The organism is Micromonospora sp. URMC 107, from assembly GCF_051386315.1.
In the GTDB taxonomy this organism is placed as follows: domain Bacteria; phylum Actinomycetota; class Actinomycetes; order Mycobacteriales; family Micromonosporaceae; genus Micromonospora.
Genome location: NZ_JBPQTK010000014.1, coordinates 50,067 through 76,220 on the forward strand (window position 1 = coordinate 50,067; position 26,154 = coordinate 76,220).

Annotated in this window: 27 protein-coding genes; 18 read left to right on the forward strand and 9 right to left on the reverse strand. The window is 74.8% G+C overall.

From position 1 onward, the window contains the following. Window positions 1-75: 75 nt before the first annotated feature. From ACSNN9_RS05450 to ACSNN9_RS05485, 8 genes are all read left to right on the forward strand, one after another. Complete coding sequence (locus ACSNN9_RS05450) at window positions 76-444, forward strand: hypothetical protein (RefSeq protein ID WP_358086093.1); 369 nt, start codon at window positions 76-78, stop codon at window positions 442-444. Beyond that, entirely contained in the window at window positions 437-1,741 is a 1,305-nt protein-coding gene (locus tag ACSNN9_RS05455; protein WP_436671515.1) for a WXG100 family type VII secretion target, read from the forward strand. Before ACSNN9_RS05450 ends, ACSNN9_RS05455 begins: the two co-directional genes overlap by 8 nt. Window positions 1,742-1,928: 187 nt before the next feature. Next, window positions 1,929-2,291 carry a hypothetical protein gene (locus ACSNN9_RS05460; protein WP_436671516.1) on the forward strand — a complete coding sequence of 121 codons (363 nt, stop codon included), beginning with the start codon at window positions 1,929-1,931 and terminating at the stop codon, window positions 2,289-2,291. A gap of 229 nt (window positions 2,292-2,520) precedes the next feature. Further along, a complete protein-coding gene (locus ACSNN9_RS05465; RefSeq protein WP_436671517.1) occupies window positions 2,521-3,339 on the forward strand; it encodes a hypothetical protein in 819 nt (272 codons plus the stop codon). Window positions 3,340-3,386: 47 nt separating this feature from the next. Then, complete coding sequence (locus ACSNN9_RS05470) at window positions 3,387-3,710, forward strand: DUF1232 domain-containing protein (protein WP_436671518.1); 324 nt, start codon at window positions 3,387-3,389, stop codon at window positions 3,708-3,710. Window positions 3,711-3,741: 31 nt separating this feature from the next. Continuing rightward, window positions 3,742-4,149, forward strand: a complete 408-nt coding sequence (locus tag ACSNN9_RS05475) for a pyridoxamine 5'-phosphate oxidase family protein (protein ID WP_436671519.1) — start codon at window positions 3,742-3,744, stop codon at window positions 4,147-4,149. A 390-nt stretch (window positions 4,150-4,539) separates the two neighbouring features. Further along, window positions 4,540-5,253: a C39 family peptidase gene (locus ACSNN9_RS05480; protein WP_436671520.1), complete on the forward strand. Its 714-nt coding sequence runs from the start codon at window positions 4,540-4,542 to the stop codon at window positions 5,251-5,253. Window positions 5,254-5,414: 161 nt separating this feature from the next. After that, the gene (locus tag ACSNN9_RS05485) at window positions 5,415-6,017 is read left to right on the forward strand and encodes a hemerythrin domain-containing protein (RefSeq protein WP_436671521.1); all 603 of its coding nucleotides are present in this window, start codon (window positions 5,415-5,417) and stop codon (window positions 6,015-6,017) included. A 169-nt stretch (window positions 6,018-6,186) separates the two neighbouring features. Here the strand turns inward: ACSNN9_RS05485 and ACSNN9_RS05490 are convergent, their stop codons facing one another. The 3 genes from ACSNN9_RS05490 to ACSNN9_RS05500 all read right to left on the reverse strand — a co-directional run bounded on the left by ACSNN9_RS05490 (window position 6,187) and on the right by ACSNN9_RS05500 (window position 8,013). Further along, window positions 6,187-6,423 carry a ferredoxin gene (locus tag ACSNN9_RS05490; protein WP_358086109.1) on the reverse strand — a complete coding sequence of 79 codons (237 nt, stop codon included), beginning with the start codon at window positions 6,421-6,423 and terminating at the stop codon, window positions 6,187-6,189. Between the two features lie 4 nt (window positions 6,424-6,427). After that, window positions 6,428-7,633, reverse strand: a complete 1,206-nt coding sequence (locus tag ACSNN9_RS05495) for a cytochrome P450 (RefSeq protein ID WP_436671522.1) — start codon at window positions 7,631-7,633, stop codon at window positions 6,428-6,430. 197 nt (window positions 7,634-7,830) lie between these two features. Next, window positions 7,831-8,013 carry an antitoxin gene (locus ACSNN9_RS05500; protein WP_436671523.1) on the reverse strand — a complete coding sequence of 61 codons (183 nt, stop codon included), beginning with the start codon at window positions 8,011-8,013 and terminating at the stop codon, window positions 7,831-7,833. A 202-nt stretch (window positions 8,014-8,215) separates the two neighbouring features. On the opposite strand from ACSNN9_RS05500, the gene ACSNN9_RS05505 reads away from it, so the two are divergent. The 3 genes from ACSNN9_RS05505 to paaN all read left to right on the forward strand — a co-directional run bounded on the left by ACSNN9_RS05505 (window position 8,216) and on the right by paaN (window position 12,455). After that, window positions 8,216-9,346, forward strand: a complete 1,131-nt coding sequence (locus tag ACSNN9_RS05505) for an AI-2E family transporter (protein WP_436671524.1) — start codon at window positions 8,216-8,218, stop codon at window positions 9,344-9,346. A gap of 363 nt (window positions 9,347-9,709) precedes the next feature. Continuing rightward, complete coding sequence (locus ACSNN9_RS05510) at window positions 9,710-10,729, forward strand: GNAT family N-acetyltransferase (protein ID WP_436671525.1); 1,020 nt, start codon at window positions 9,710-9,712, stop codon at window positions 10,727-10,729. Between the two features lie 52 nt (window positions 10,730-10,781). After that, window positions 10,782-12,455, forward strand: a complete 1,674-nt coding sequence (paaN, locus tag ACSNN9_RS05515) for a phenylacetic acid degradation protein PaaN (RefSeq protein ID WP_436671526.1) — start codon at window positions 10,782-10,784, stop codon at window positions 12,453-12,455. A gap of 51 nt (window positions 12,456-12,506) precedes the next feature. On the opposite strand, the gene ACSNN9_RS05520 is transcribed toward paaN, so the two are convergent. Then, window positions 12,507-13,040: an N-acetyltransferase family protein gene (locus ACSNN9_RS05520; protein WP_436671527.1), complete on the reverse strand. Its 534-nt coding sequence runs from the start codon at window positions 13,038-13,040 to the stop codon at window positions 12,507-12,509. Between the two features lie 210 nt (window positions 13,041-13,250). Here ACSNN9_RS05520 and ACSNN9_RS05525 point away from each other — a divergent pair, with 210 nt between their 5' ends. From ACSNN9_RS05525 to groL, 3 genes are all read left to right on the forward strand, one after another. Then, window positions 13,251-13,454 carry a cold-shock protein gene (locus tag ACSNN9_RS05525; protein WP_067305333.1) on the forward strand — a complete coding sequence of 68 codons (204 nt, stop codon included), beginning with the start codon at window positions 13,251-13,253 and terminating at the stop codon, window positions 13,452-13,454. 178 nt (window positions 13,455-13,632) lie between these two features. Then, window positions 13,633-14,853: a hypothetical protein gene (locus tag ACSNN9_RS05530; protein WP_436671528.1), complete on the forward strand. Its 1,221-nt coding sequence runs from the start codon at window positions 13,633-13,635 to the stop codon at window positions 14,851-14,853. A 274-nt stretch (window positions 14,854-15,127) separates the two neighbouring features. Next, window positions 15,128-16,750: a chaperonin GroEL gene (gene groL, locus ACSNN9_RS05535; RefSeq protein WP_088998150.1), complete on the forward strand. Its 1,623-nt coding sequence runs from the start codon at window positions 15,128-15,130 to the stop codon at window positions 16,748-16,750. Between the two features lie 56 nt (window positions 16,751-16,806). Here groL and ACSNN9_RS05540 read toward each other — a convergent pair whose 3' ends face one another. From ACSNN9_RS05540 to ACSNN9_RS05550, 3 genes are all read right to left on the reverse strand, one after another. Continuing rightward, the gene (locus tag ACSNN9_RS05540; protein WP_088998151.1) at window positions 16,807-17,004 is read right to left on the reverse strand and encodes a hypothetical protein; all 198 of its coding nucleotides are present in this window, start codon (window positions 17,002-17,004) and stop codon (window positions 16,807-16,809) included. Window positions 17,005-17,094: 90 nt separating this feature from the next. Continuing rightward, on the reverse strand, window positions 17,095-18,024 hold the full coding sequence (locus ACSNN9_RS05545) for a GNAT family N-acetyltransferase (protein ID WP_436671530.1): 930 nt from the start codon (window positions 18,022-18,024) through the stop codon (window positions 17,095-17,097). Between the two features lie 105 nt (window positions 18,025-18,129). Beyond that, window positions 18,130-18,786, reverse strand: a complete 657-nt coding sequence (locus tag ACSNN9_RS05550; protein WP_436671532.1) for a helix-turn-helix domain-containing protein — start codon at window positions 18,784-18,786, stop codon at window positions 18,130-18,132. 63 nt (window positions 18,787-18,849) lie between these two features. Between ACSNN9_RS05550 and ACSNN9_RS05555 the strand changes: the two genes are divergently transcribed. Then, window positions 18,850-19,440 carry a dienelactone hydrolase family protein gene (locus ACSNN9_RS05555; RefSeq protein WP_436671533.1) on the forward strand — a complete coding sequence of 197 codons (591 nt, stop codon included), beginning with the start codon at window positions 18,850-18,852 and terminating at the stop codon, window positions 19,438-19,440. A gap of 8 nt (window positions 19,441-19,448) precedes the next feature. On the opposite strand, the gene ACSNN9_RS05560 is transcribed toward ACSNN9_RS05555, so the two are convergent. After that, window positions 19,449-21,848 (reverse strand): S8 family serine peptidase, encoded by a 2,400-nt coding sequence (locus ACSNN9_RS05560; protein ID WP_436671534.1) that lies wholly within the window; start codon window positions 21,846-21,848, stop codon window positions 19,449-19,451. A 78-nt stretch (window positions 21,849-21,926) separates the two neighbouring features. Between ACSNN9_RS05560 and ACSNN9_RS05565 the strand changes: the two genes are divergently transcribed. Then, the gene (locus ACSNN9_RS05565; protein WP_436671540.1) at window positions 21,927-23,744 is read left to right on the forward strand and encodes a glycerol-3-phosphate dehydrogenase/oxidase; all 1,818 of its coding nucleotides are present in this window, start codon (window positions 21,927-21,929) and stop codon (window positions 23,742-23,744) included. Between the two features lie 90 nt (window positions 23,745-23,834). Beyond that, on the forward strand, window positions 23,835-24,365 hold the full coding sequence (locus ACSNN9_RS05570) for a hypothetical protein (protein ID WP_436671535.1): 531 nt from the start codon (window positions 23,835-23,837) through the stop codon (window positions 24,363-24,365). Window positions 24,366-24,399: 34 nt separating this feature from the next. Here ACSNN9_RS05570 and ACSNN9_RS05575 read toward each other — a convergent pair whose 3' ends face one another. Then, complete coding sequence (locus tag ACSNN9_RS05575; protein WP_436671537.1) at window positions 24,400-25,800, reverse strand: FAD-binding oxidoreductase; 1,401 nt, start codon at window positions 25,798-25,800, stop codon at window positions 24,400-24,402. 67 nt (window positions 25,801-25,867) lie between these two features. On the opposite strand from ACSNN9_RS05575, the gene ACSNN9_RS05580 reads away from it, so the two are divergent. Continuing rightward, window positions 25,868-26,154, forward strand: a 287-nt coding sequence (locus tag ACSNN9_RS05580) for a DUF4031 domain-containing protein (RefSeq protein ID WP_436671538.1), incomplete at its 3' end; no start/stop codon positions are given.

The following is a 26,154-nucleotide window of genomic DNA, read 5'->3' on the forward strand; positions in this document are numbered from 1 at the left end:
GTCGCCCGAGCCGCGCCGGTCGACTAACCTGAGCCCTGCCAACGGTTATCGACGATGACGTACGGGGATGCTGCCATGACCGGGCGCACGACAGTCGACCTGCTGTCCCTGGAGGACTTCCACCTGAAGTTGGCCAACCGGCTGACCGAGGCGGAGAAGGCGTTGCGGAAGCTGAGCACCGAGATGCAGTGCCGGCCTCCGGCGCTGGGCTCGTTCGCCGACGCCACCGAGAACTCCCGCCGCTACTCCGACATCCACCAGTCCTACGTGGACCAGGTCGACCGGCTGCGTGCCGCCGTGAAGGCGGCGCAGAGCGCCACCGCGACGATCCTGGCCAACTACCGCACCGCCGAGGAGCGCAACGCGGCCAACTCCGCCGACATCGCCGCCGCGCTGAACGGGGTCGACGACGCGTTGAAGCGGAAGGAGGATCCGCGTGTCTGAGTACACCCAGCGCTACCAGCACGTCAGCCACCAGCAGCTCTACGACTCCGTGATGGCCGGCCAGCCGGGCCAGATCGACGGCGTCGCCGCGCAGTGGACGGCGCTCAAGGGCATGCTCGACGGGCTGTCCCGCGAGCTCAGCGGCGACCTCGACAAGCTCGCCAACACCTGGACGGGCTCGGCCTCGCAGGAGTTCCAGCGGCGGTTGACGCTCGTCACCGAATACGCCGACAAGCTCGGCGAGGGCATGGCGGACGTGAGCCGGGGCCTGACCCTGATGGCCGGCGAGCTGCGCACCGCCCGCGAGCAGGCGGAGAGCCCGGCCGAGACCGACGACCACGACCAGGCCGTCGCCGGCGCGGCCAAGGGCGCCGTGTTCGGCGTGCCGGGCATGGTCGTCGGCGGGCTGCTGGGCCACCAGCAGGACAAGGCCGAGCAGGAGAAGGCGCACCAGCGCATGGTCAAGGTGGTGGCCGAGCTGGCCGCCGGCTACGACCTCTCCGCGTACGGCCGGCTCGTCGCGCCGCCGCCGCCGCACCCGGACACCCCGGGCACGACCAGTGGCGATTCCTCGACGACCCCGCGCAGCGGCCCGGGCGCCCGCACGCCGACGGCCGCGCCGGGCACCACCGGCCTCGCCGGGCAGCCGGGCGGCGCCACCGTCGCGGCCCCCGACCGGCCGAGTTCCGGACCGGGCGGCGGCGGAACCGGGACGGTCGTCCCGGGCGCCGCCGGCGGCGGGCACCCGGGCGGCGGCGGAACCGGCGGCACGGTCGTCACCACTCCCGGCGGCGTCGTGGCCGGCACCTCCCTCGCCGGCGCCACGCTGCTGACCGGCGCGACCGCCACGACGGGTCCCGCCGGGTTGGGCGGCACCTCGACGGCCTCGGCCGGGACGGGCCTCCAGTTCGGCCCGCAGGGCGGCCCGACGGCTGGTGTGCTCGGCACCGGAGCCCTCGCCGCGAGCGGCAACGCGCCGGCCTCGACGGTCCGGACCGCGGGCGGCACTCCGGTGGCGGACAACCGGTCCGCGACCGGGATGGGCCGGCGCTTCGACAACGCCCGGGACGGGGCACGACAGGGCACCGCCGGTGACCGCGCGGCCAGCGGGACCGGACGTGCCGGCGGCGCGCGCGGCGCGGCCGGCGGGGCGAACCGCCCCGGCGTCCTGGGCGGCGGCCACGGAGTGCACGACGACGACACCGCCGACGGCCGGCTGACCTGGCTGACGGAGGACGACATGGTCTGGGGGGACGGCGCGGCTGCCGCCCCACCCGTGCTCGGCACCGACGCCTGACGCACACCCGCACGACGACGGCCCACCCGGCGGGCGTACCACCGGGTGGGCCGTCGCACGTCCGGCGTCGTTCCCGGCGGACGCGCCCGCGCCCGCCGCGATCCATTTCGGACATCGTGGCGGCGGTCACCCGATCCCGGGCCGTCGCCGCGCTGCACGACCCGGGCCCGGGCGATAGGTTGGACGGGTGCCGTCCGTAGCGTCCGTCGACCCGTTCTGGTCGGTCACGCTGCGCTCGCTGCGCGAGCTGACCCGACTGGCGGTCGCCGCGCTGGTGCTCGCCGTCGGCCTCGGCGGCGCGACCGCCGCCCCGACGCCGTCCGCCGCCGCTCCGGCCGCCGTCACCGCCGCCCTGCCGGCCGTCGCGAGCGCCCGGATCCCGCAGCCGCTGCCGCGCCGGGAGCCCGTGGCCGAGCAGGCCAGCGACTCCGCCGCCCCGTCGGCGGCCCGTCGGGCCGACACCTCCGCCATTCCGGTCGCCCGTCCGGACGGCCCCGCCCGCGATCCCGGCCGGGGCGTTCCCGCCCGACGCGGTCCGCCCGCCGCCTGACCGTCGGCCACCGGTTTCGCACCACGGGGGCGCCGACGCGACGGGCCGCCGTCGCGCGACGCGGTTCCGTCCGCCCCGGCCCCCCGTGCTCCGGTCGCCACGTCACCGGCGTCCACCCGTCGGTTCACCGCCGCCGGTACGCCCCGCACGCGCGCCCACGATGCCCACCCGCCCGTACGCCGGGCGCAGACCCTGTCGATTTCCCTCGATCGACCGCGAGGTGCTGACCATGCAAAACGTGTTCTCCTCCGTCCTGCTGGACGTGCCCCGGGCCGCCGTGATCTGGCTGAGCCTGCTCGGCGTCGTCGCCGTCGCCGTGGCCGGCCTGCTGCTGCGGCCCGGCCGCCTCCGGTTCGACGCCGGTTCCCGGATCCGGCGCGCCGCGATGCCGAGCGAGCTGGAACGGGTCGAGGAGGCGCGCGAACGGGCCCGGTACGCCGGGGAGGTCTCGGTCGCCGCGGAACGGGCCGCCGCCACCGCCGCCCGGTTGCGGGCCGACTGGCTGGCCGCGCAGGAGGAGGTGGAGGCGGCCTGGCAGGCGTACGAGGCCGCCGAGGCGGACGTCCACCGGCTGGCGGGCGCCGAGGCGATGCCCCTTCCGCGTACCGTTCGCACGCCCGCCGAGTACGCCGAGCGCGAGCGCTTCCTGCACCGGGCCGCCCTCGACGCGTACTGGCGGAAGGAGCTGTCGGTCGAGCAGCTCAGCGACGTCTTCGCGCACCGCAACGGCTGGGACCCCCGGCTGCACCCGGTCGAGCAGGAGCTGGTGCTGCGCCGGGCGGTACGGGACAACCTGCTCGCCCGGCAGCGGGCGGCCCGGGAGCGGGAGCAGGCCGCGTGGCGGGCCGCCGAGACCGCCGCCGAGGCGGCGCGCAGCCTGCGGGACGAGGCGTTCGCCGCGGTCAACCGCCGCCCCGAGGAGTCGCAGTCGCTGCTGCCGCTGATCGAGGGCGCCGCGGCGGCGGAGCAGACCCGGGAGTTCCCGACGGTGACCGGCCGCGACGTGCCGGCGGTGGCCCGGGGCCGGGCGGCGGTTGCCGCGTACTGACCGGCGGGAGCCGGGCGGAACCGGTGCCGTTGGGCTAGCGTGACGGTGTGTCCAGGGAGGCGTGGGTCGTCGTCGGCGTCGTGGCGGTCGCCACGCTGGTCGGCGCGGTGGTGCTGGCCGTCCGCGTGATCCGCACCCGCCGGCTGCTCGGCACGCTCGGGGTGAACGGCAAGGTCGCCTTCTACGGCGCGCTGCTCTACACCGTCCTGCCGATCGACCTGCTTCCCGACCCGATCTACCTGGACGACATGGCGGTGCTGACGGGCGCGCTGCTCTACCTCGGCCGGCTGGTCCGGCAGCACCGCGCCGCGAGCGCACCGCTGCCCGGCGCACCGGCCGACCCCGACCCGGCCCACCGCCGCGTGCCGTGACCGGCGCCGCACCGCGAGACAGGGGACGGACATGCCCGGCGACCACCGGTTGACGGCCCACGACGAGCGGGTCGTGGCGTTCTGCCGGGAACGGCACCTGGCCACGTTGACCACCCTGCGCGCGGACGGCACCCCGCACGTCGTACCGGTGGGGGTCACCTTCGACGCGTCGAGCGGCCTGGCCCGGGTGATCACCGGCGGGGCCTCCCGCAAGGCGCGACACGTCGCCGCCGCCGGCCCCGGGGGCGCCCCGGTGGCCGTGTGCCACGTCGACGGGCGACGCTGGCTGACCATCGAGGGGCGGGCCGTCGTGCGCTCCGACCGGCCGGCCGTCGCCGAGGCCGAGCGGCGGTACGCCGAGCGCTACCGGACGCCCCGCCCGAATCCGGACCGGGTGGTCATCGAGATCGCGGTCACCCGCCTGCTGGGCAGTCTGTGACAGTCTGACCGGTTCGTCCCGTGGCACGCCCGCGGGGGCGCGGCCGACCGGTTCGTCCCCGCGACACGCCCGCCGAACGCCTTCGACCAGTCCGTTTCGCCCGCGCGCGTCCGCCGGCCGGCCCGGCACGGACGGGGCTGCGGGCGACGTGTGACGTGGGGCATCCGTACGCCGGAATCCTGCCGACCGTGGCCCGGTTGAACCTCGACGTGCGGCCGGTACGCCCCGGCCCAGGGCCCGGAATGCCCGTCGGGGCAGGGCCGTTGCATCCCCGAGTACGCCCGTGGGCCGACCGCTGCGGGCCTGTCGAGTCCCCGAGCCGAGCGCCTTTCCCGGTGCTGCGCGCCCCCGGTCCCCCGGGAGGCGCCGACCCCCGATTGGAGCCCGACCATGAATTCGATCGTCCAGAAGAGTGGCCTTTCCGTCGCCGGCCTGCTGGTGGCCGGCGGATGCCTCGCGGGTCCGGCGGTGGCCGCCCAGGCGGCGCCGCCGGCGACCACCCCGGTCGGCTCGGTGCACACCGACAAGGACGGCCGCGCCGACAAGAACGGCCGCGCCGACAAGGAGGGCCGGGCCGGCAAGAACGGCCGCGCCGACCGGCGTGCCGAGCGCACGGTGGGCATCCAGTACCAGGCGCAGCCCAACTTCTACTACTGCGGCCCGGCCGCGACCCGGATCGCCCTGTCGGCGCTGGGCAAGGCGCTCTCCCAGGACGAGGTCGCCAGGAAGCTGGGCACCACCGAGGCCGGCACCGATTCGGCCCTGGACACCACCCGGGTGCTCAACGAGCTGACCGGCCGCGGGTACCGGACCACCGAGATCCCGGATTCGGTGGCCAAGCCGGAGCAGGTCGACCGGCTGCGGTCCGACGTCGTCGCGGCCCTGGACGAGGGCCGGCCGGTGGTGGCCAACGTCAAGGGCACCGCGGTCGACACCGTCGGCAATCCGCACTCGTACGAGGGTGGGCACTACCTGACCCTGGTGGGCTACCGGGACGGCGGCGACCTGATCCGGATCGCCGACCCGGCCGCCCCCGAGGGTGAGTACTGGATGACCCTGGACAAGGTCGCCAACTGGATCGCCGAGCGCGGCTACTCGTCCTGATCCGACTCGACGAGGGCCGGCCCTCGCGCGTCCTGCCGGCGGTGTGGGGCGGCGACCGGCGCGACGGTGAGACACGTCGATCGGCGGCGCGGTGGGTTCGGTCGCCGGTTCTCGGGTACCAGGCCCACAGCCGACCGTTCCGCAACCGGTAAGGGGCAGACATGACCAGAACACAAGACACCGCCGGGCAGGACGTGGTGGACGTCCTGACCGCCGACCACCGTGAGGTCGAGTCACTCTTCGTGCAGTTGGAGAGCCGGCAGGGCACCCCCGAGCACCGCCGGCAGCTGGCCGACGTGGTGATCGCCGAGCTGGTCCGCCACGCCGTCGCCGAGGAGATGCACGTCTATCCGACCGCCCGCAAGGCGTTGCCCGACGGCGACCAGATCGCCGAACACGAGATCTCCGAGCACGCCGACGCCGAGCGGACCATGAAGGAGCTGGAGTCGCTCGACCCGTCCGACCCGCGCTTCGACGAGCTGCTGGGGCACCTGACCAGCACGATCCGGCACCACGTCAAGGACGAGGAGTCCGACCTCTTCCCACGCCTGCGCGCCGCGGTCGCCCACGAGGAGATGGTCGAGCTGGCCGGGAAGGTGGAGGCGACCAAGAAGACCGCCCCGACCCGACCGCACCCGGCCGCGCCCGACCGACCGCCGGCGAACAAGCTGCTCAACCCCGGCGCCGGCCTGGTGGACCGGATGCGGGACGCGCTGAGCGGCCGGACCACGTCGATGGCGGAGCTGAGCGAGAAGCAGCGCTGACCCGCCCCTACCCACGGTGGCCACGCCCGGCCCGGGGCGTGGCCACCGGCGTACCCACCGGCCGACGCCGGCCCGCGGCCCTTGCCGCCTCGGGCTGCCCTTGCCGCCTCGGGCAGCGCCTACCGGCCCGCGCGGCGCCTGCCGAGGGGTCTCCGGTTGCCGGGCCGGCTCAGGGCTCCGGCGCGATCCGGCGCAGGCCGTCCGCCTCGGAGACGATGACCGCCTCCATCGGGCAGGAGTCCGCGGCGTCCACCAGCGCGTCGTCCGGCGCCACCCGCTCGGCGAGCGGCCGGGCCAACCCGCCCACCAGCACGAAGTGCTCCGGCGCGGTGCCCGCGCAGATCCCGGACCCGATGCACCGGGTCGGATCCACGTGCACCCGCCACTGCTCGTCCATCCCACTCATCCCTTCACCAACTCACCGGCATGGCGACGAGCCCCCGGACCAGCAGGCCGCTCTTCCAGGTCAGCTCGGATTCCGGCACGGCCAACCGCAGGTCGGGCGTGCGGGCGATCAGCGTCTCCAGGACGACCTGGAGCTCCATCCGGGCGAGCTGCGCGCCGACGCAGTGGTGCACCCCGTGCCCGAAGCCCAGGTGGGGGTTCACCTGCCGGGTCAGGTCGAGCCGGTCCGCCTCGGCGAAGACCGTCTCGTCCCGGTTCGCCGAGGGAATCGACACCACCACCGGCTCGCCGGCCCGCACCAGCACGCCGCCGAGCTCGACGTCCTCGGTGGCGTAGCGGGCGAAGGCCGAGGACGCGCCGAGCGGCACGAACCGCATCAGCTCCTCGACGGCCGCCGGCACCAGGTGCGGCCGTGCCCGCAGCCGGGCCCACTCGTCGGGGTGGGTCAGCAGGGCGTACACGAAGTTGGGGATCTGGGTCACGGTCGTCTCGTGCCCGGCCGCGAGCAGCCCGGCGGCCAGCCGCACGACCTCGTCCTCCGCGAGCCGGTCGTCGGCGTCCCTGGCCCGGACCATCGCGCCGATCAGGTCGTCGGTGGGTTGCTCGCGCCGCCGCGCGATCAGCTCGCCCATGTACGCGAGCAGGTTGTCGATGTACTCCTGGGCCTGTTCCGGGCTCAGTGAGGTGGTCGACACGATCGCCTCGGACCAGGTGTGGAAACGGTCCTGGTCGGTCACCGGGACGCCGAGCAGGTCGCAGATGACCCGGATGGGCAGCGGGGTCGCCAGGTGCGCCACCAGGTCGGCCGGCGGGCCGGCGGCGAGCATGCCGTCGACCAGCTCGTGGGCCACCTCCCTGGTCCGGGGTCGCAGCTGCTCCACCCGCCGGGCGGTGAACGCCTTCGCCACCAGCCGACGCAGCCGGGTGTGCTCCGGCGGATCCATCGACAGGATCCCGCCCTCCTGCTGCCGCGGCGTGTTGCGGGGCTCGTCCCGGTCCACCGAGGCGGCCCGGCTGAACCGCGGGTCGCCGAGCACGGTCCGGACGTCGGCGTGGCGGGTGGCGAGCCAGGCCGGCTCGCCGTAGGGCATCCGGATCCGGGTGAGCGGTTCGTCCCGGCGCAGCCGGGCGTAGCGCGGGTCGAGGTTGAGCCGGTCGGGGTCGCTGAACGGATAGCGCTGGGGGGCGGTCGTCTCGGGGGCCTCGGTCACCGGATGACTTCCTCTCGTCACGGCGCCCCAAGGGGTGGGCACCGGTCCGGTCGGGGACGACTCCACTTTGAGTCATGTTCCGACTGCGGATAGTAGCGAGAGTGGTCGATCCTTGGCTAGCGGTACGCGTCGATCCGTCAGGAAGCGAAGGTCCCGGGCCACCGAGCGCGCGGCGACCCGGGACGGCACACGGCGGCTCAGCGGACCTGGTCGCCCTCCCCGGTGCGGGTCTGGGCCTGGTCGACGCCCTTGTCGATCTGCTCGTCGTACTTGCCGCCCGTGCGCTGGTCGGCCATGTCGCCGCCCTTCTCCAGGCCCTGGTCGACCTGCTTGTCGTGCTTGTCGGCGAAGTCCTCGGCCTTGTCCATGAAGTCACTCATCGGGTCCTCCTCGAATCCGGGTCCGATCTCTGCCTTCCCTGAGGTCGGGGGCGCAAACGCGACGGAGAGGCGACCAGAGGGCGATCGGGAAACGGTCGGTAGCCCTCCGACGCGTCGGCCGCCCATCTAGCGTGAAAGGGGACGCGGGTGTCGGAGGGACGCCGGCCGGGTACCGACTCGCCGGAGATCGAGGAGGGCCGACGTGGTCGCAGACGATGCCGGGCGTACGCCCGAGGGGACGACGGGCCGGGGCACGGGCCCCCGACAGACCTGGGCCGCGCTTCCCTGGCTGGTCCGCTCGGCGGTGGTGTGGAGCGCCTGCCTGGTGGTGATCGTCGCCGGGCTGTACCTGCTGGGGAAGATCGCCGTGCTGCTCGCGCCGCTGGCCATCGCGCTGGCCGCCACCATCTTCCTCACCGCGCTGCTCGACCCGGTGCAGCTCGCGCTGCGCCGGCTCCGGCTGCCCGCCGCGCTGGCCGCCCTGCTCACCGTCCTGCTGCTGCTCGGCCTGCTGTTCGGCGTCGGCGCGCTGGTGTGGAGCCTCACCGCGGGCCAGTTCAGCGAGTTGAGCCAGGAGCTGGGGCAGGGCCTGCGACGGACCCGGGAGTTCGTCACCTCGACGCTGCCGGTCAGCGACCAGCAGCTCGACCGGCTGCTCGACCAGGCCCGCCAGGGGGTCGGGCAGGGCTCCGTCGACCCGGTCTCCGGTGCCAGGACGGCCGCGGAGGTGGTCGGCTCGGCGCTGCTCGCGCTCGTGCTGCTGTTCTTCCTGCTCAAGGACGGCCGGTCCATGTGGCACTGGACGCTGTCCCGGACGACCGGGCCGAACCGGGCGGTGACCGCCGAGGCGGGCCAGGCCGGTTGGCGCACGCTCGGCGCGTACAGCCGGGGCACGATGATGATCGCCGCGATCGACGCGATCGGCATCGGCCTGGCGCTCGTGGTGCTCCGGGTGCCGCTGGCCTTCCCGCTCGCGCTCATCACCTTCTTCGGCGGCTTCATCCCGATCATCGGGGCGACCGTCGCCGGTGCCGTGGCGGTGCTGGTCGCGCTCGCGGCGAAGGGGCCGGTGACCGCGCTGCTCGTCCTGGCCGCCGTGATCGCCGTACAGCAGATCGAGGGCAACCTGCTGGAGCCGCTGATCATGAAGCGTCAGGTACGCCTGCACCCGGCGGTGATCCTGGTGGCGGTGACCGCCGGCACCCTGATCGCCGGCATCGCCGGGGCCTTCGTCTCGGTGCCGATCACCGCCGTCGTCTGGCGGATCGTCGACACCATCCAGCAGCACCGCCAGCGCCCGACGACCACACCCCCACCACTGATCCCCGCCTGACCCACCCGGTCCCGCCCGCCCGGTGGAGGCTGCGTGATCATGAGGTTGGCGGCGAAGTCGATCGCGAAGGGTGCCGCAAACCTCATGATCGACTCGGAGCTCGGACCCTCGGGAGGGGTGGGTGGGGGATTCGGGGGGTAACTGGGTTTTCGCTGTGAGTGCGGAAAACGCGCCGAGAACGACTTGACGGCGGTAACCGGACGGCGCAAGATGCTCCGTGCGGGAGGGCGTCTCGCCGGAGACTTCAAGTTCTTGCGACCCAACGCCGGAGGCGTTGTGCGAGCGTCCCTCCCGACCAACTTCCGATCGGGCCAGCGGCTAAATCGCTGGCCCGATCGTCGTCGTATGGCGCACCCTCAGCCGATGAGCATCGCGATCGCACCGCTCGACGCCGCCGACCAGGCCGCGATCGACGAGGCGTACCGGATCGGCGCGGCGGCCAACGACGCCGACCTGCCGGACTTCCCGCCCTTCTGCCGGCGGCGCTTCGAGGCGGCCATCCGGCACCCGATGCCGGGCAACGATCCGCTCTGGGCGCTGGCCCGGCTCGACGGCGTGCCGGCCGGCTACCTCGCGCTGGACCTGCCGCAGCTCGACAACACCGAGAACGCCGCCGCCGAGGTGATCGTGCACCCGGAGTTCCGGCGTCGCGGCGTCGGCCGCGCGCTGCACGGGCACGCCGTACGCCTGCTGCGCGAGCGGGGCCGCAAGCGGGTGGTGGCGATGACGGTCGCCGCGCTGCCCGGTGGCCCGGCCCGGTCCGGGGCCGGTGCCGCCTTCGCCGCGACGACCGGCGCCCGGCCGGCGCTGGCCGAGGTCCGCCGCCGCCTCGACACCACCCGGCTCGACCACGCGGGCCTGGCCGCGTCGCTGGCCGAGGCCCGGTCCCGCGCCGCCGGGTACCGCACCGTCCGCTGGCAGGGGCGGACCCCCGGGAGGTACGTCGCCGACATCGCCTACCTCGACGGCCGGCTGATGGCCGACGCGCCCCTGGGCGACGTGGAGTGGGAGCCGGAGCGGATCGACGTCGAACGGGTCCGCGGCATCGAGCGGGCGCTGGAGGCGCGGGGGCGGCGGCGCTACCACACGGCGGTGTGCCACGAGGCGTCCGGTCGGGTGGTCGCCTGGACCCTGCTCGACGTGGGGCCGTCGGCCGACTGGCACGCGTTCCAGCAGATCACCATCGTCGACCCGGAGCACCGCGGCCACCGGCTCGGCCTGCTCGCGAAGGTCGAGAACCTGCGCCACCTGCTGGCCCACGAGCCGGCGGTACGCGCGATCGACACCTTCAACGCGGCCGAGAACGCCCACATGGTGCGGATCAACGAGCAACTCGGGTTCCGCCCCGTCGACGGATGGACCGACTGGCAGCTCACGATCTGAGTTGTGACACGGCCCTACTGATCCTGGGGCTTCCTGTTGCATGATGGCGGGCATGACGGAGACCCCGCACCCCCTGTACGACAGGCACGCCGACACCCTCAACCGTGCGCTGACCGCGATCACGGAGCGCGGGTACTGGTCCGCCTACCCCGAGTCGCCCAGCCCCCGGGTCTACGGCGAGACCGCCGCCGCCGACGGCAAGGCCGCCTTCGAGGCGTACCTCGGCGGTGACTTCCCCCTCGACCAGCCGGGCGTGGCCGACCGGGTCGCCACCGAGACCAGCCCGTTCGGCGTCGAGCTGAACGTCCGCTACCCGCACGCCGGCGCCGACGAGCTGCTCGCCGCCGCATCCGCCGCCCTGCCCGGCTGGCGCGACGCCGGCCCGCAGGCCCGGGCGGGGGTCTGCCTGGAGATCCTCGACCGGCTGCACAAGCACATCTTCGAGCTGGCCAACGCGGTGCAGTTCACCAGCGGCCAGGCCTTCGTGATGGCCTTCCAGGCCGGCGGCGCGCACGCGCTGGACCGCGCGCTGGAGGCGGTCGCCTACGCGTACGCCGAGATGACCCGGCACCCGGGGACGGCGGGCTGGGAGAAGGCGGCCGGCAAGGGCGACCCGCTGCGGATGACCAAGACCTTCCACGTGGTGCCCCGTGGTGTGGCGCTGGTGATCGGCTGCAACACGTTCCCGACCTGGAACTCGTACCCGGGGCTGTTCGCCTCGCTGGTGACGGGCAACCCGGTCCTCGTCAAGCCGCACCCCCGCGCGGTGCTGCCGCTGGCGATCACGGTGAAGTACGCCCGGGAGGTGCTCGCCGAGGCCGGCTTCGACCCGAACCTGGTGCTGCTCGCCCCCGAGGCCCCTGGCGAGAAGCTCGCCTCCACGCTGGCCCTGCACCCGGCCGTGAAGATCATCGACTTCACGGGTTCCACCGAGTACGGCGACTGGCTGGAGGCCAACGCCCGGCAGGCGGCGGTGTACACCGAGAAGGCCGGGCTGAACACGGTGGTGATCGACTCCACCGACGACTTCGCCGGGATGTGCCGCAACCTCGGCTTCACCCTGACGCTCTACAGCGGCCAGATGTGCACCACGTCGCAGAACATCCTGATCCCCCGCGACGGCATCGCCACCGACCAGGGCCACAAGAGCTTCGACGAGGTGGCGGGCGGAATCGCCGCGGCGGTCGCCAAGATCACTGCGGACCCGGCGCGCGGGGTGGAGATGACCGGCGCGATCGTCAACGACGGGGTGCTGGAGCGCCTCGACGAGGTGACCAAGGTCGGCGAGGCGGTGCTGGAGTCGCGTACGGTCGAGCACCCCGCCTTCCCCGGCGCGGTGGTCCGCACGCCGACGGTGGTCCGGCTGGCGGCCGACGACACCGCGACCTACTCGAAGGAGTGGTTCGGGCCGATCTCGTTCGCCATCGCCACGGACTCCACCGCGCACAGCCTGGAGATCCTGCGCTCCACGGTCGGCGAGAAGGGCGCGCTCACCGCGGCGGTCTACTCCACCGACGAGGCGGTCCTCGACGCGGCCGAGGCGACGGCGATCGAGGTCGGGGTGCACCTGTCCTGCAACCTGACCGGCGGCGTCTTCGTGAACCAGTCGGCGGCCTTCTCCGACTTCCACGGCAGCGGCGCCAACGCGGCGGCCAACTCCGCGCTCACCGACGGCGCCTACGTGGCCAACCGGTTCCGCATCGTGCAGTCCCGCCGGCACGCGTGATCCGTCCGGCTGCCCGGACCGGCCCGGCACGGGCCGGTCCGGGCAGCCGCGTCAGGCCGGGCGGCGCATCTGGAGTTCGGTGAGCGCCGGGACGGTGGGGTGCGGGACGCGTACGCCGGTGTCGACGAAGCCCAGCCGCCGGTACGCGCGACAGGCCCGGTCGTTGCCGACCACGACCTCCAGCATCAGCTCGGGGCGCCCGCAGGCCCGGGACCAGGCCGCGACCGCGTCGACCAGGTCGCCGAGGAGGCCGGTGCCCCGCCAGGGCGGGGTGACGTAGACGGCGTACACCACGGTCAGCCCCGGCTCTCCGGGGGCCGCCGTGCCGCCGGCGTGCCCGACGAGCCGGCCGCCCGGGTCCGCGACGAACTGCGCGGTGCCGGCCCCGACGGAGACGGCCGCGATCCGGGCCGCGTAGTCCGCGTGCGGGCGGGCCGCCGCGTCGGCGAGGGTCTCCAGGAAGGCGAGCGGGGCGTCGGCGAGCATCTCCAGCCGCAGGGCCCGCATCCGGGCCGCGTCGCGCGGCCGGACCCGCCGGACCTCCGCCCGCCGCGCCGGTCCCGACCCGTCGGGCGTGCTCGTCATGACGCATCCCTATCACAGCGATGGACGCCAATGGCGCTCGGTCGGAATTCGCCCGATTTGCGGTCGTGCGCCGTCGTCACGCTTCGTGTAGCGTGCGATTTCGGTCACCGTTTCAGCGGCTCTCGTCGATCGCCGAGCCGGTGGTCCTCCGGTGCCGGCCCGCCCGGCCTCCGGGGTCGTGGAACGCCGCGCAGAGTGAGGAAGTGCACCGTGGCACAGGGCACCGTGAAGTGGTTCAACTCCGAAAAGGGCTACGGCTTCATCGCCGTCGACGGCGGGCAGGACGTCTTCGTCCACTTCTCGGCGATCGAGATGGACGGCTACAAGGCGCTGGACGACGGCCAGCGGGTCGAGTTCGAGATCGCCCAGGGCCAGAAGGGCCCGCAGGCCGAGCGCGTGCGCGTCATCGCCTGACCGGGCGTCCCTTCCGCCCCGGTCGGCCGACTTCCGGACGATTGGGCGGTGGGGCGCCGGGCGGGTGGTCCCGGGCCGGGCAGCCGTCAACCGGCCCCGTCCGTGGGGGCGGGCGTCGGCGCTGTTGCGCCGGCAGGGAAGGATCGTGAGCCGTTCCAGCCATCGCTGAGGAGGGTTCATGTCCGACCAGCCGCCCCAGGCCGCGCCGCCCCCGGGAGATCCCGACCCCGCCGCGACGCCATCCGGCGGCCCGGCCGCACCGGAGCCCGGCGCCGCCACGCCCCCGGCCAGCGGGGAGCCGGCCGTCCCGGGTGCCGGAGGACCGCCCGTTCCCGGCCCGGGCGGCCCCGTGGTCCCGGGCGGCCCCGTGGTCCCGGGCTACCCCGTCGTCCCGGGCGGCGGCGCGCCGGCGGGCCCGCAGGACTGGGTCTTTCCGCCCACCGGCGGGTACCCGGTCGGCTCCGGCCCGTACGGCGGGCAGCCGTGGTACCCGGGCGCCCCGGTCGCCTATCCGGGGCAGCCGGTCCACGGGTGGTACCCGCCGGGGCACGGCCTCGACCCGGCCGACCTGCTCGTCACCCCGCCCGGCGCCGGCGTCAACGGCTGGTTCAACCGGTGCGTCGGCGCGGTGCGCCGGGGCTGGCGGCTGCTGCTGCCGATCCTGCTGCTCACCCAGGTGCTGCCGGCCCTCGTGGTGTCGGTGGTCTCGTTGGTCCTCGACCCGACCGCGAAGTGGGAGCGGTCGATGGCCGACGATCCCGCCGCGCTGCCCGACACCTTCGTGACCGACATGGGCGTCCTGCTGTCCGTGGTGCTCGGCAGCGCCCTCGTCTTCGGTCTGGTGCAGAGCCTGGGCTGGGCGGCCGGCACCTGGGTGATCGCCCGGCAGGCGGCGGGTCAGCCGGTGGGCATGGGCGCGGCCCTGTCCTACGGGGCGCGCCGGGCCCTGGGCCTCTGGGGCTGGACCCTGCTGATGGGCGTGATCATCACGCTTGGTGTCTGCTTCTGCGTCATTCCCGGCATCTACTTCGCCTTCGCGCTCAGCATGGCCGGCCCGGTCTACCTGTTCGAACGGCAGCACCCGATCGGCCGTTCCTTCCGGATGTTCCACGACCGGCTCGGTCTGCTGCTCGGCCGGGTGGCGCTGGTGGCGGCGGCGGTGATCGTCGGCAGCGGCGCCGCCGGCATGGTGGAGGGCATCGGCGCGCTGCCGTTCGGCACCACCCCGATGGACTCGCCCGGCACGGCGGTCGGCGTGATGGCGGTGGCGCTGGTGGCCGCGGTGCTGGCCCTGCCGACCCACCTCGCCCAGCTGGTCGGCCTGGTGGTCACGTACGCCGAGCAGCGCGCCCACGAGGGGCCGGTGGACAGCGTGCGGCTGGCGGGTGAACTCGGCTGAGCGGGGCGGTCGTGCTTGCACTCGACAGGGGAGAGTGCTAAACAAGTCATTGGCACTCGCATACCGTGAGTGCCAATGGTCGGGGCGGTAGGGTCACGGTCGTAGCAGCGTCCAGACGCGGCTGCGGCACATGGCCGGTCGTCGCGGGCTATCCGGCCCGACCGAGGAGACGTCGTCGTCGCCAGGTGGCGACGTCCCCAAGGTGCGTACACCAGGCGGCCCATCCGGGACACACACTCGGGTGGCCCGTGAGTGTCCAGGAGGACAACGCCGTATGGCCAAGATGATCGCGTTCGACGAAGAGGCGCGCCGCGGCCTCGAGCGGGGCATGAACCAGCTCGCCGACGCCGTGAAGGTGACCCTCGGCCCCAAGGGCCGCAACGTCGTCCTCGAGAAGAAGTGGGGTGCCCCCACCATCACCAACGATGGTGTGAGCATCGCCAAGGAGATCGAGCTCGAGGACCCCTACGAGAAGATCGGCGCCGAGCTGGTCAAGGAGGTCGCGAAGAAGACCGACGACGTCGCCGGTGACGGCACGACGACGGCGACCGTCCTGGCCCAGGCCCTGGTCCGCGAGGGCCTGCGCAACGTGGCCGCCGGTGCCAACCCGATCGCCCTGAAGCGGGGCATCGAGGCCGCCGTGGCCAGCGTCTCGGAGGAGCTGCTCAAGCTCGCCAAGGACGTCGAGACCAAGGAGCAGATCGCCTCCACCGCCTCCATCTCCGCCGGTGACACCAGCGTCGGCGAGATCATCGCCGAGGCGATGGACAAGGTGGGCAAGGAAGGCGTCATCACCGTCGAGGAGAGCAACACCTTCGGGCTGGAGCTGGAGCTCACCGAGGGTATGCGCTTCGACAAGGGCTACATCTCGGCCTACTTCATGACCGACCCGGAGCGCATGGAGGCCGTCTTCGACGACCCCTACCTCCTGATCGTCAACAGCAAGATCTCGTCGGTGAAGGACCTGCTCCCGATCCTGGAGAAGGTCATGCAGTCGGGCAAGCCGCTGCTGATCATCGCCGAGGACATCGAGGGCGAGGCCCTGGCCACCCTGGTCGTCAACAAGGTCCGCGGCACCTTCAAGTCGGTCGCCGTCAAGGCGCCGGGCTTCGGTGACCGCCGCAAGGCCATGCTGGCCGACATCGCCATCCTCACCGGTGGCCAGGTCATCAGTGAGGAGGTCGGCCTCAAGCTGGACGCCGTCGGCCTCGACATGCTGGGCCGCGCCCGCAAGGTCGTGGTGACCAAGGACGAGACCACCATCGTCGACGGTGCCGGCGACGCCGAGCAGATCCAGGGCCGGGTCAACCAGATCCGGGCCGAGATCGACCGGAGCGACTCCGACTACGACCGCGAGAAGCTGCAGGAGCGGCTGGCCAAGCTGGCCGGCGGCGTCGCGGTGATCAAGGTCGGCGCGGCCACCGAGGTCGAGCTGAAGGAGCGCAAGCACCGCATCGAGGACGCCGTCCGCAACGCGAAGGCCGCCGTCGAGGAGGGCATCGTCCCGGGTGGTGGCGTCGCGCTGGTGCAGGCCGGCAAGACCGCCTTCGACAAGCTGGACCTGGTCGGCGACGAGGCGACCGGTGCGCAGATCGTCAAGATCGCGCTGGACGCCCCGCTGCGGCAGATCGCCGTCAACGCCGGTCTCGAGGGTGGCGTGGTCGTCGAGCACGTCCGCAACCTCAACCCGGGTCACGGCCTCAACGCCGCCAACGGCGAGTACGTCGACCTGCTGGCCGCGGGCATCATCGACCCGGCCAAGGTGACCCGCTCGGCGCTGCAGAACGCCGCGTCGATCGCGGCGCTCTTCCTCACCACCGAGGCCGTCGTGGCGGACAAGCCGGAGAAGACCCCGGCCGCCCCGGCTGGTCCGGGTGGCGGGGACATGGACTTCTGAGTCCAGCTCCAACGCCGGAAGGGGCGGGCCGCGTCAGCGGTCCGCCCCTTCCGCTGTCACGTCGGCAGTGGCCGTTGGTTGCGTCTCTTCTGCGCCCGGTCGTACGGCTGCGGAATCTGCACCGGCTCGTCGACCAGCGTCACCGGCTCGTCGGCCGGCTCGTCGACGCCGGCCATCTCCGCCTGCTGCTCGGCGTCGCCGTAGTCGAGCCGGTCGAACGGCAGGGGGCCGGGGCGTTCGTCGTCCGTGGTCATGGCTGCCTCCTCTACCGAAACGGTAGGGCGCGACGATCACCGATGCGGGCGAATGGCGTTATAAGGATCTATATCCCATTCGCCCCGTTGTCATGCCCCGAGCGCCTTGCGGTACAGGAAGAAGACGCGTTCGATCCGGGCACCCGCGCTGCCCGAGTAGAAGGGGACCGGCCCCACCCAACCGATCTGCGCCGCCGTCACGCCCGCCGCCCGCTGGTCGCGCAGGCACCGGCGCAGCAGCACCCCGCCGATCCCCGAGCCCTCGGCGGCCGGGGCGGTGCCCATCGGGCCGAACCAGCTCGGCCGGGACGAGCCGTACGCGGCGAAACCGAGCACCTCGCCGTCGCGTTCGGCCAGGTGGCAGCCCGCTCCCTTCCGGCCCACCGAGCCGGCCAGTTCGGCGTCCCAGGCCCCGCCGAAGGTGGCGCGGGCGAACTCCGCCAGCGCCGGCAGGTCGCCCGCCCCGGCGCGGCGGACCGTCACCCCCTGCCCCGCCAGCCGGGCCTCCGCGGGCTCCGTCGGACGCAGCGCGGGCGAGTCGTCGTACGACAGGTCGGCGGTCATGTTCCACGCCGTCCGGTCCTGCCGGTAGCCGAGCGCCAGCGCGGCGCAGACCGCCGGGGTGTAGCGCACGTCGATGCCGGGCCAGGCGTAGTACGGCGGGTTCCCGGCGAGCAGCACCTCGGCCGCACCGAGGCCGGCGAACCGCGCCTCGGCGACCGCCAGCAGCGCCCGCCCGACACCCCGCCGCCGCTGCTCCGGCGCCACCGCGACCAGGTCGACGTGACCACGGGCGTCGCCGTCGCCGGCGGCGAGGGAGCCGACGAGCACGCCCACGAGGCGCCCCTCCCGGTACGCGCCCCACGCGACCACCGGGCGGTGGCTGCCGGCCCGCGCCCAGAGCGTGCCCACGATCGCCGGCGCCTCGGCCGCGTCCTCCGGCAGGTCGAGTGCCCGCCCGCAGAGCTCCACCACGGCGGGCCGCTGGTCGGGCCCCAGCTCGACGATCTCCAGGTCCATGGACGCCGACCCTAGATCACCGGAGTGTTCCGGCCGCGAAGGGGCCCTGGCGGCGCCGACCGGCCGGCGGGCCGCCGCGGCGCGCCGCGATGCGACCCGGTCACGTCAGCCGGCCGCCTTCGGCTCCGGCTCCGGCCCCGGCCCCGGCCCCGGCTCCGGCTCCGGCTCCGCCTTCGGCCCCGGTTCCGGGTCGGGCTCGGGCTCGGGGAGGGTCGGCGCGTCGGTGGGGTAGAGGCCGGCGACGAACCCGTAGACCTGATCGCCGGACCGGGGGATCTGGGCGAAGCGGCGGGCCAGCGCCTGCACCTCGGCCCAGAACGCGCGTACCTCCTCGACCGGGATGCGGGCGTGGACGAGGGTGCAGCGCAGATCGTCGGCGGCGTGGGCCGCGGCGGACTCGGCGACCGCCTCCGCGAGCCCGTTGACGGCGGTGGCGACCCGCTTGTCCTCGGGGTGGGTGAGCGCGCCGATGTAGAGCGTGCGGGCGACCCGGCCGTAGTACCGCTCGTCGATCGCCCGCACCCGCCGGGTCCGCACCACCCGGAGCAGGCCGGCGTCGACGAGCGCGTTCACGTGGTAGGCGACGCTGCTCTTGGGCCGATCGACCGCCCGGGCCAGCTCGGTCACCGTGGCGGCCCGCTCCAGAAGCAGCTCCAGGAGGGTCGCGCGCAGGGGATCGGCCAGCGCGCGGAGCTGCGCGGGCGCGGTGACCACGAGCAACTCGTCGAGGTCGTAGTCCGGGATCCGCTCATTGCTCGACATTTCTCGACCGTTCTAGAATCATGGATCATTCGATCGTTGTCGTCCGTTGACAGGAGTGTAGAGATGGCCGAGGTCGTCCTGTTCCACCACCTGCGTGGGGTCACCGACGGGGTGCGCGAGTTCGCCGATCGGTTGCGGGCCGGCGGGCACACCGTGCACACGCCGGACCTGTTCGACGGCGAGCGACCGGCCACCCTCGACGAGGGCTTCGCGCTGACGAAGCGCATCGGGGGCGAGGCGCTCCGCGAGCGCGCCGACCGGGCCGTGGCCGACCTGCCCGGCGGTCTGGTCTACGGCGGCTTCTCCTGGGGCGCCGCCACCGCCCAGCGGCTCGCCCAGACCCGGCCCGGCGCCCGGGGCGCGCTGCTCTACGAATCCTGCCTGCCCGTCACCGGCGAGTGGGCCGTCGGCCCCTGGCCCGCCGGGGTCCCGGTGCAGATCCACGGCATGGACGCCGACCCGTTCTTCGCCCTGGAGGGCGACATCGACGCCGCCCGCGAGCTGGTCGGCCTCGTCGGCTCCGACCTCGCCGAGCTGTTCGTCTATCCGGGCGATCAGCACCTGTTCACCGACAGCGCGCTGCCGTCGTACGACGCGGACGCGACGACCCTGGTGGTGCGGCGGTCGCGGGAGCTGCTCGACCGGCTGCGCTGACCCGGCTCTCACCCCCGCGCCGCCTGGACGGCGGCGTACGCGTCCACCAGGCCGGCGCCGGTGATGTTCGCGTCGCCGCCGCAGGTGTCCGTCCGGGAGGCGTACGTCGCCTCGGCCCGGGTCGCGGTGTCCCGCAGGATCTGCCGGGTGCGGGGCAGGTCGCCGACCAGCGCCGGGTTGGCCGACCACATCAGCGCCACCACGCCGGCCACCTGGGGGGTCGCCATCGAGGTGCCGCTCAGGGTGGCGTACCCGCCGCCCGGCATCGCCGACAGCACCTCGTCGCCCGGCGCGACCAGGTCCGGCTTGGCCGCCCCCGGCACCGGTCCCCGCGACGAGAAGCTGGTCACCCGGCGCTGCCGGTCCACCGCGCCGACGGTCAGCACGTCCGCGTAGGGGGCGGGCGGGTCGTCGATCGATCCGCAGTACGGCCCGGTGTTGCCGGCCGCGGCCACCACCATGATGCCGGCGGCGTCCAGGGCGGCGGTGGCCGGCCGGAGCACGCCCGGGTCGCAGCCCTCGATCGCCGGGCAGCCCCACGAGTTGGTGAGGACCTCCGGGGCGCGCGCCGGGCGCCCGTCGGCGAACGGATCCCCACCGGCCGGGAAGGGCGCCAGCATGAACTGGAGGCAGTCCAGGTAGTACGCGGGGTTGCCCAGGTTGCGGTCCAGGTTGACGCAGCCGACCCACCGGGCGCCCGGGGCCACCCCGACGCCGCCCCGGCCCACCGCGCTGCCCACCGTGTGGGTGCCGTGCCCGCCCTGGTCGGTCGGCGCCCGGGTGCCGTCCCACGGGTCGTGCCAGGAGTCGTCGCCGCCCCGGAAGCCGCCCGCCAGGGCGGGGTGCCCGCCGTCCACGCCCGAGTCCGAGCTGCCCACCACGATCCCGGAGCCGTCCACCCCGAGCCGGGACCAGACCCGGTCCGCGCCGAGCATCCGGACGTTCCACTCCGGGCCGGCGGGCGCGGGCGCGGTGCCCCGACTGCGGCCGGCCGGCGCGGGCAGCGGTCGCACCCGCTGGCTGACCAGCACCCGGGCCACCTCCGGCCGGCGCGACAGCCAGGCCCGCACCGCCGGCCCGCCCGCCACCTCGACCGCGTTCACCAGGTAGTAGGGGGTGTGCGCCAGCCGCAGCCGGCGCAGGTCCCGCCGCAGGTCGCCCTGGGTCCGCTCGGCGGTCGCGACCAGCCGCCGGTAGACCTCGCCGACCCGGGCGTCCCGGCCGGCCCGACCGGTCGTCGCCGGGACGCCACCGAGGTCGGCCTGCTCGCGGAGCACCACGAACAGCCGCTCGCCGTGCAGGCCGGGCTGGCCCGCGCCGACGGCCACCACGCCGAGGCCGACCAGCAGGGCGCCGGCGGTCGCCCCGGCGACCCGTCGGCTCGGCCGCCGGCCCCGGGTCAGCAGCACGCCGTACGCCACGGCGAGGACGGCCGCGACGGCGAGCCCGGCGCCGGCGGCGGCGGCCACCCAGAACGGCACGTCGCGGGTTCCGGCCAGGACGAGGGTGATCTCCTCGGGGTCGGTGAAGGCCAGCGGGCCGAGCACGCCGAGCCCGACCAGCCAACGGACCGCGGGTCGGACGGCGCCCGTGGGCCGGGCCGCCGCGTGCAGGGCCGCCAGCGCGAAGCCGGCCGGCGGCAGGGTCAGCAGCAGGGGGAGTTGGGCCCCGGACTGCCCGACCCCGCCGGCGAGCAGCAGCAGCGCGACCCCGGCGACCAGCCCGCCGACCAGTACCAACCGGGCCGGCCGGGGCGGCCCGCCGACCGTGAAGCGGGACCAGAAGGCGTCGTCCAGCAGCGCTCCGGCCAGCACGCCCACCGCGCCGGCGGCGACCCCCGCGAGCACCGTCTCCAGCAGCCCGCCGAGCGCCCCCAGCCAGACCCAGGGCAGCAGCAGCGCCAGCCCGCCGGCCACCCCGAGCAGCGTGGCGGGCGGCGCGACCGCGCGGGGCGTCGCGACGGCCGCGCGGCGGGCCAGCGCCCGCAGGACGAGGGCGGCCAGCGCGGCCGTCGCGGCCAGCGCGGCGAGGTACGCCTCGTGGTGCACCGGCGCAATCGCCCGGAGCAGCCCCAGCGCGCCGAGCGCGAGCGCCGCCGCCAGCCAGGCCCGGCCGGCGGTACGGACCGCCGCCGAGCGGGGCAGCAGGGCGAGCGCCAGCGCGGGGGCGCCGACCAGCAGCACGGTGAACAGCACCGTCGCCGGCCAGAGCCACACCACGCGGTCCAGCCCAGAGGCCAGCACGATCTGGTCGGCCAGCCACCCGCCGCTCTGGCCGACCACGACGAGCCCGACCATCCAGCAGCCGGTCACCGCCGCCGCCACCACCGCCCAGGGGTTCTGCCGGCCGGGCGCGGCCGGCGGGCGTGGGACGGGCTGACCAGCGGGAAACGGGGGGCCGACCTCCATCCTGCGACAGTACGGCTCGGACGGGCTGTGCCGCCCGCTGGCGGCGACGGTTACCGTGGACGGGTGCGCGACCCCAACGTGTCCCGAACGACGGCCGGCCAGCTCTCCCCGGAGCGCCGGGCCGCCGACCTGCGCCGCCTGCGGGCCGAACGCTTCGACGTGCTGGTCATCGGCGGTGGCGTGACCGGAGCGGGGGCCGCCCTGGACGCCGCCTCGCGCGGGCTGAAGGTGGCTCTGGTGGAGGCGCGCGACTACGCCGCCGGCACCTCCAGCCGCTCCAGCAAGCTCATCCACGGGGGCCTGCGCTACCTGGAGCAGCTGGAGTTCCACCTGGTGCACGAGGCGCTGACCGAGCGCGGGCTGCTCGCCACCCGGCTGGCCCCGCACCTGGTCCGGCCGGTGCCCATCCTGGTCCCGCTGCCCGACGGGCAGGGCGTGCGCGGCCTGCCCGCGCGGCTGTTCCGCCGCTCCTACTACGGCGCCGGCGTGGCGGCCTACGACGCCTTCGCCGGGGTCTTCGGCGGCGGGCGCGGCATGCCGCTGCACCGGCACCTGACCCGCGAGGGGGCCCGCCGGGTCTTCCCCAGCCTGCGGGCCGACGCCGTGGCCGGCGCGATCCGCTACTACGACGGTCAGGTCGACGACGCGCGGCTGGTGGTGACCCTGGCCCGCACGGCGGCGAGCCTCGGCGCGTCCGTGGTGACCAGCACCCGGGCGGTCGGGTTGATCCGGCAGGCCCGCGAGGTCACCGGCGTCCGGGTCCGCGACCTGGAGGCGCCCCCCGGCTCCCCGGACGCCGAGTTCGAGGTCCGCGCACGCACCGTCATCGCCGCCACCGGCGTGTGGAGCGACGACATGTCGCGGATGCTGAACGACGTCGGGCTGCGCCCCGGCATCCGGGTCCGGGCCTCCAAGGGTGTGCACCTGGTGGTGCCCCGCTCGGCGATCACCGGCGAGGCCGGGCTGATCCTGCGTACGGCCACCAGCGTGCTCTTCGTCATCCCGTGGGGCGGGCACTGGATCATCGGCACCACCGACACCGACTGGCGGCTGGACCGGTCCCACCCGGCGGCCTCCGCGCGGGACATCGAATACCTGCTGGAGCAGGTCAACACGGTGCTCGACCGGCCGCTCACGACGGCCGACATCGAGGGCGTCTACGCCGGGCTGCGCCCGCTGCTGGCCGGCGAGGCCGACTCCACCTCCAAGCTGTCCCGCGAGCACGCCGTCTTCGAGCCGATGCTCGGTCTGCTGCTGGTGGCCGGCGGCAAGTACACGACGTACCGGGTGATGGCCTCCGACGTGGTCGACCGGGCCGCCCACCGGCTCGGCGCCGTACGCCCCTCCCGCACCGCCGACCTGCCGCTGCTCGGTGCCGACGGCTACCCGGCGATGTGGCGGGACCGGGCGGACCTGGCCCGCCGGCACGGGGTGCCGGTCGGGGTGATCGAGCACCTGCTGGAGCGCTACGGCACCCTCACCCGCGACCTGCTCGCGCTGATCGACGCGGATCCGCTGCTCGCCTCCCCGCTGGCCGGCGCCCCGGAATACCTGGCCGCCGAGGTGACGTACGCGGCCCGGGCCGAGGGGGCGCTGCACCTGGAGGACGTGCTCACCCGGCGGACCCGGATCTCCTTCGAGACGGCGCACCGAGGCCTGGAGTCGGTGGGCCACGCGGCCGAACTGATGGGCGCGGTGCTCGGCTGGGACGAGGCCACCCGGGCCCGCGAGGTGGAGCACTACCGGGCCCGGGTGGAGGCGGAACGCCAGTCCCAGCTGATGCCCGACGACGCCACGGCCGACGCCGCCCGGCTCGGCGCGCCCGACGTGCGGGGCTTCGCGGCGGACCGCGGCGCGGACGACGACCCGGCCGAACTGCCGTCCTCGTCCCGCTGACCGGCCCGGCCCGAGCCACCCCCCTACATTCGCCGCCCGACCCCGGTCAGCGGTTCCGGCCCTCACCCACGGTGGGTCAGGTTCCGGCGCGTGCCCCCCGCTTCCTGGTCGCGTCCGGCCCGGGTGTCCGCCGCCGCCCTGCTGGCCGCCGCGCTCGTCGGCTGCTCGCCGCCCGGAAGCGCCGCCGACGGCCCCGCGCCGGGGCCGGCCGGCAGCGGGCTGTCGCAGCCAGGGCCCGGCGACGCGGCGACGGCCGGGAAGGGCGAGGTCAGCCTCCTGCAGAGGGTCGGCACGGACGGCCCGCTGCGCACGCTCGACGTGGAACCGGACGGCAGGTGGGAGTGCGTCGACTGCGCCGGCGACGGCGTGACGTCGACCGGCGCGCTCAACCCGGAACACGTCACCCGGCTCCAGGGGCTGCTCGCCGACCCGGGGCTGGCAAAGGAGTCCGACCAGGTCCGGCGCTACCAGGTCGTCTGCGTCGACGCGCTGACGTCCAGCCTGATCACCTCGGCCGGCCTGGTCACGTCCCAGGACTGCCCGGGCGAGGAGCACCCGCCGATCGCGCACGAGATCCTGCTGCTGCTCACCCAGGCCACCCCGGCCGAGATGACCGCCTGACGGACCCGCGCCGCCCGCGCCCGGACCGCGGCGGTCAGAGGACCTTGCCCGGGTTGAGCAGGCCGGCCGGGTCCAGCGCCGCCTTGATCGCCTGGTGCACGCGTACGCCCACCGGGCCGATCTCGCGGGCCAGCCAGTCCCGCTTGAGCAGGCCCACGCCGTGCTCGCCGGTGCACGTGCCGCCCAGGTCGAGGCCGAGGCGCATGATCTCGTCGAACGCGCGCCGGCCGCGTTCGAGGCTAGCCGGGTCGGCCCGGTCCACCACGATGTTCGGGTGCATGTTGCCGTCCCCGGCGTGGCCGACCACGCCGATCGGTACGTCGCACTCCAGGGCGATCCGGGCCACCCCGTCGAGCAGCGCCGCCAACGCGCCGCGGGGCACCGCCACGTCGTCGATGACCAGGCCGCCGTTGCCGCCCGGGTAGGTCTCCGCCGCGAACTTCTCCATCGCCGGGTGCGCGAGCCGGCGGGCCTGCAACAGGGCCGCCGCCTCCACGGCGTCGGTGGCCGCGTAGACCTCGTCGGCACCGGCCGCCTCGCAGACCGCGGCCAGGCCGGCCAGGTCGTCGGCCGCGCGGGAGCCGGTGTCGGCGGAGGCCAGCAGCAGCGCCTGCGCGTCCGTCCGGAGCCCCATCGGCCGGTACGCCTCGATCGCCCGCAGGTGCGTCCGGTCGAGCAGCTCCAGCAGGCTGGGGGAGAGCCCCCGGGCGGCGATGTCGGCGACGGCCGCGCCGGCGGCGGCGGTGGACGGGAAGACCGCCACCATGGTCAGTGACTGCGCCGGGGCGGGCCGGAGCGCCACGGTCACCTCGGTGATCACGCCGAGGGTGCCCTCGGAGCCGACGAAGAGCCGGGTGAGGTCGTACCCGGCCACGCCCTTGGCGGTGCGCCGGCCGGTGCGCAGCACCTCGCCGGAGGCGAGCACCACCTCCAGGCCCAGCACGTACTCGGTGGTGACCCCGTACTTGACGCAGCACATGCCGCCGGCGTTGGTGGCGACGTTCCCGCCGATCGTGGACGACTCCCACGAGCCCGGGTCGGGCGGGTACCAGAGCCCCTGCTCGGCCACGGCGGCGGCGAGCGTCGCGTTGACCACGCCGGGCTGCACCACGGCGATCCGGCTCACCGGGTCGATCTCCAGGACGGCGTCCATCGCGACGGTGCTCAGCACCATCGCGCCGTCGACGGCGTTGGCCGCGCCGGCCAGCCCCGTACGCGCCCCCTGCGGCACCACCGGTACGCCGTGCCGCGCGGCGGCCCGCAGCGCGGCGGCCACCTGTCCGGTGGTGCGGGGACGGACCACGACCAGGGGCGTGCCCGCGGCACAGAGGTCGGCCTCGTCCCGCTCGTGCATCCGCAGCAGGTCCGGGTCGGTCAGCACGGCGTCGTCGCCGAGCGCCGCCCGCAGGTCGTCGAGGAGGGGGGATCCGGCCATGTCGCCGAGGCTACGGTCGGTCCCGCGCGATCACCAACCGGCCCTCGGGCGGGGTAGTTTGGCCGACATGCTCTACCTGGACCGGCCCGCCTGGCCGTGGCGGGGGCGGCTCTGGTCCCACCTGATCAGTGACGTCTCCCCGGCCGAGCTGCACGCCTTCGCCGAGGCGCTGGGGGTGCCCCGCCGGGGGTTCGACCGGGACCACTACGACATTCCCGCCGAGCGGTTCGCCATGGCGGTCTGGCTGGGCGCCCGGGTGGTGCCGAGCCGGGAGCTGGTGCGGCTGCTCCGGCAGGCCGGGCTGCGCCGCCCCAAGCACCTGGCCCGCCCCCACCCCACCCCCACCCCCACCCC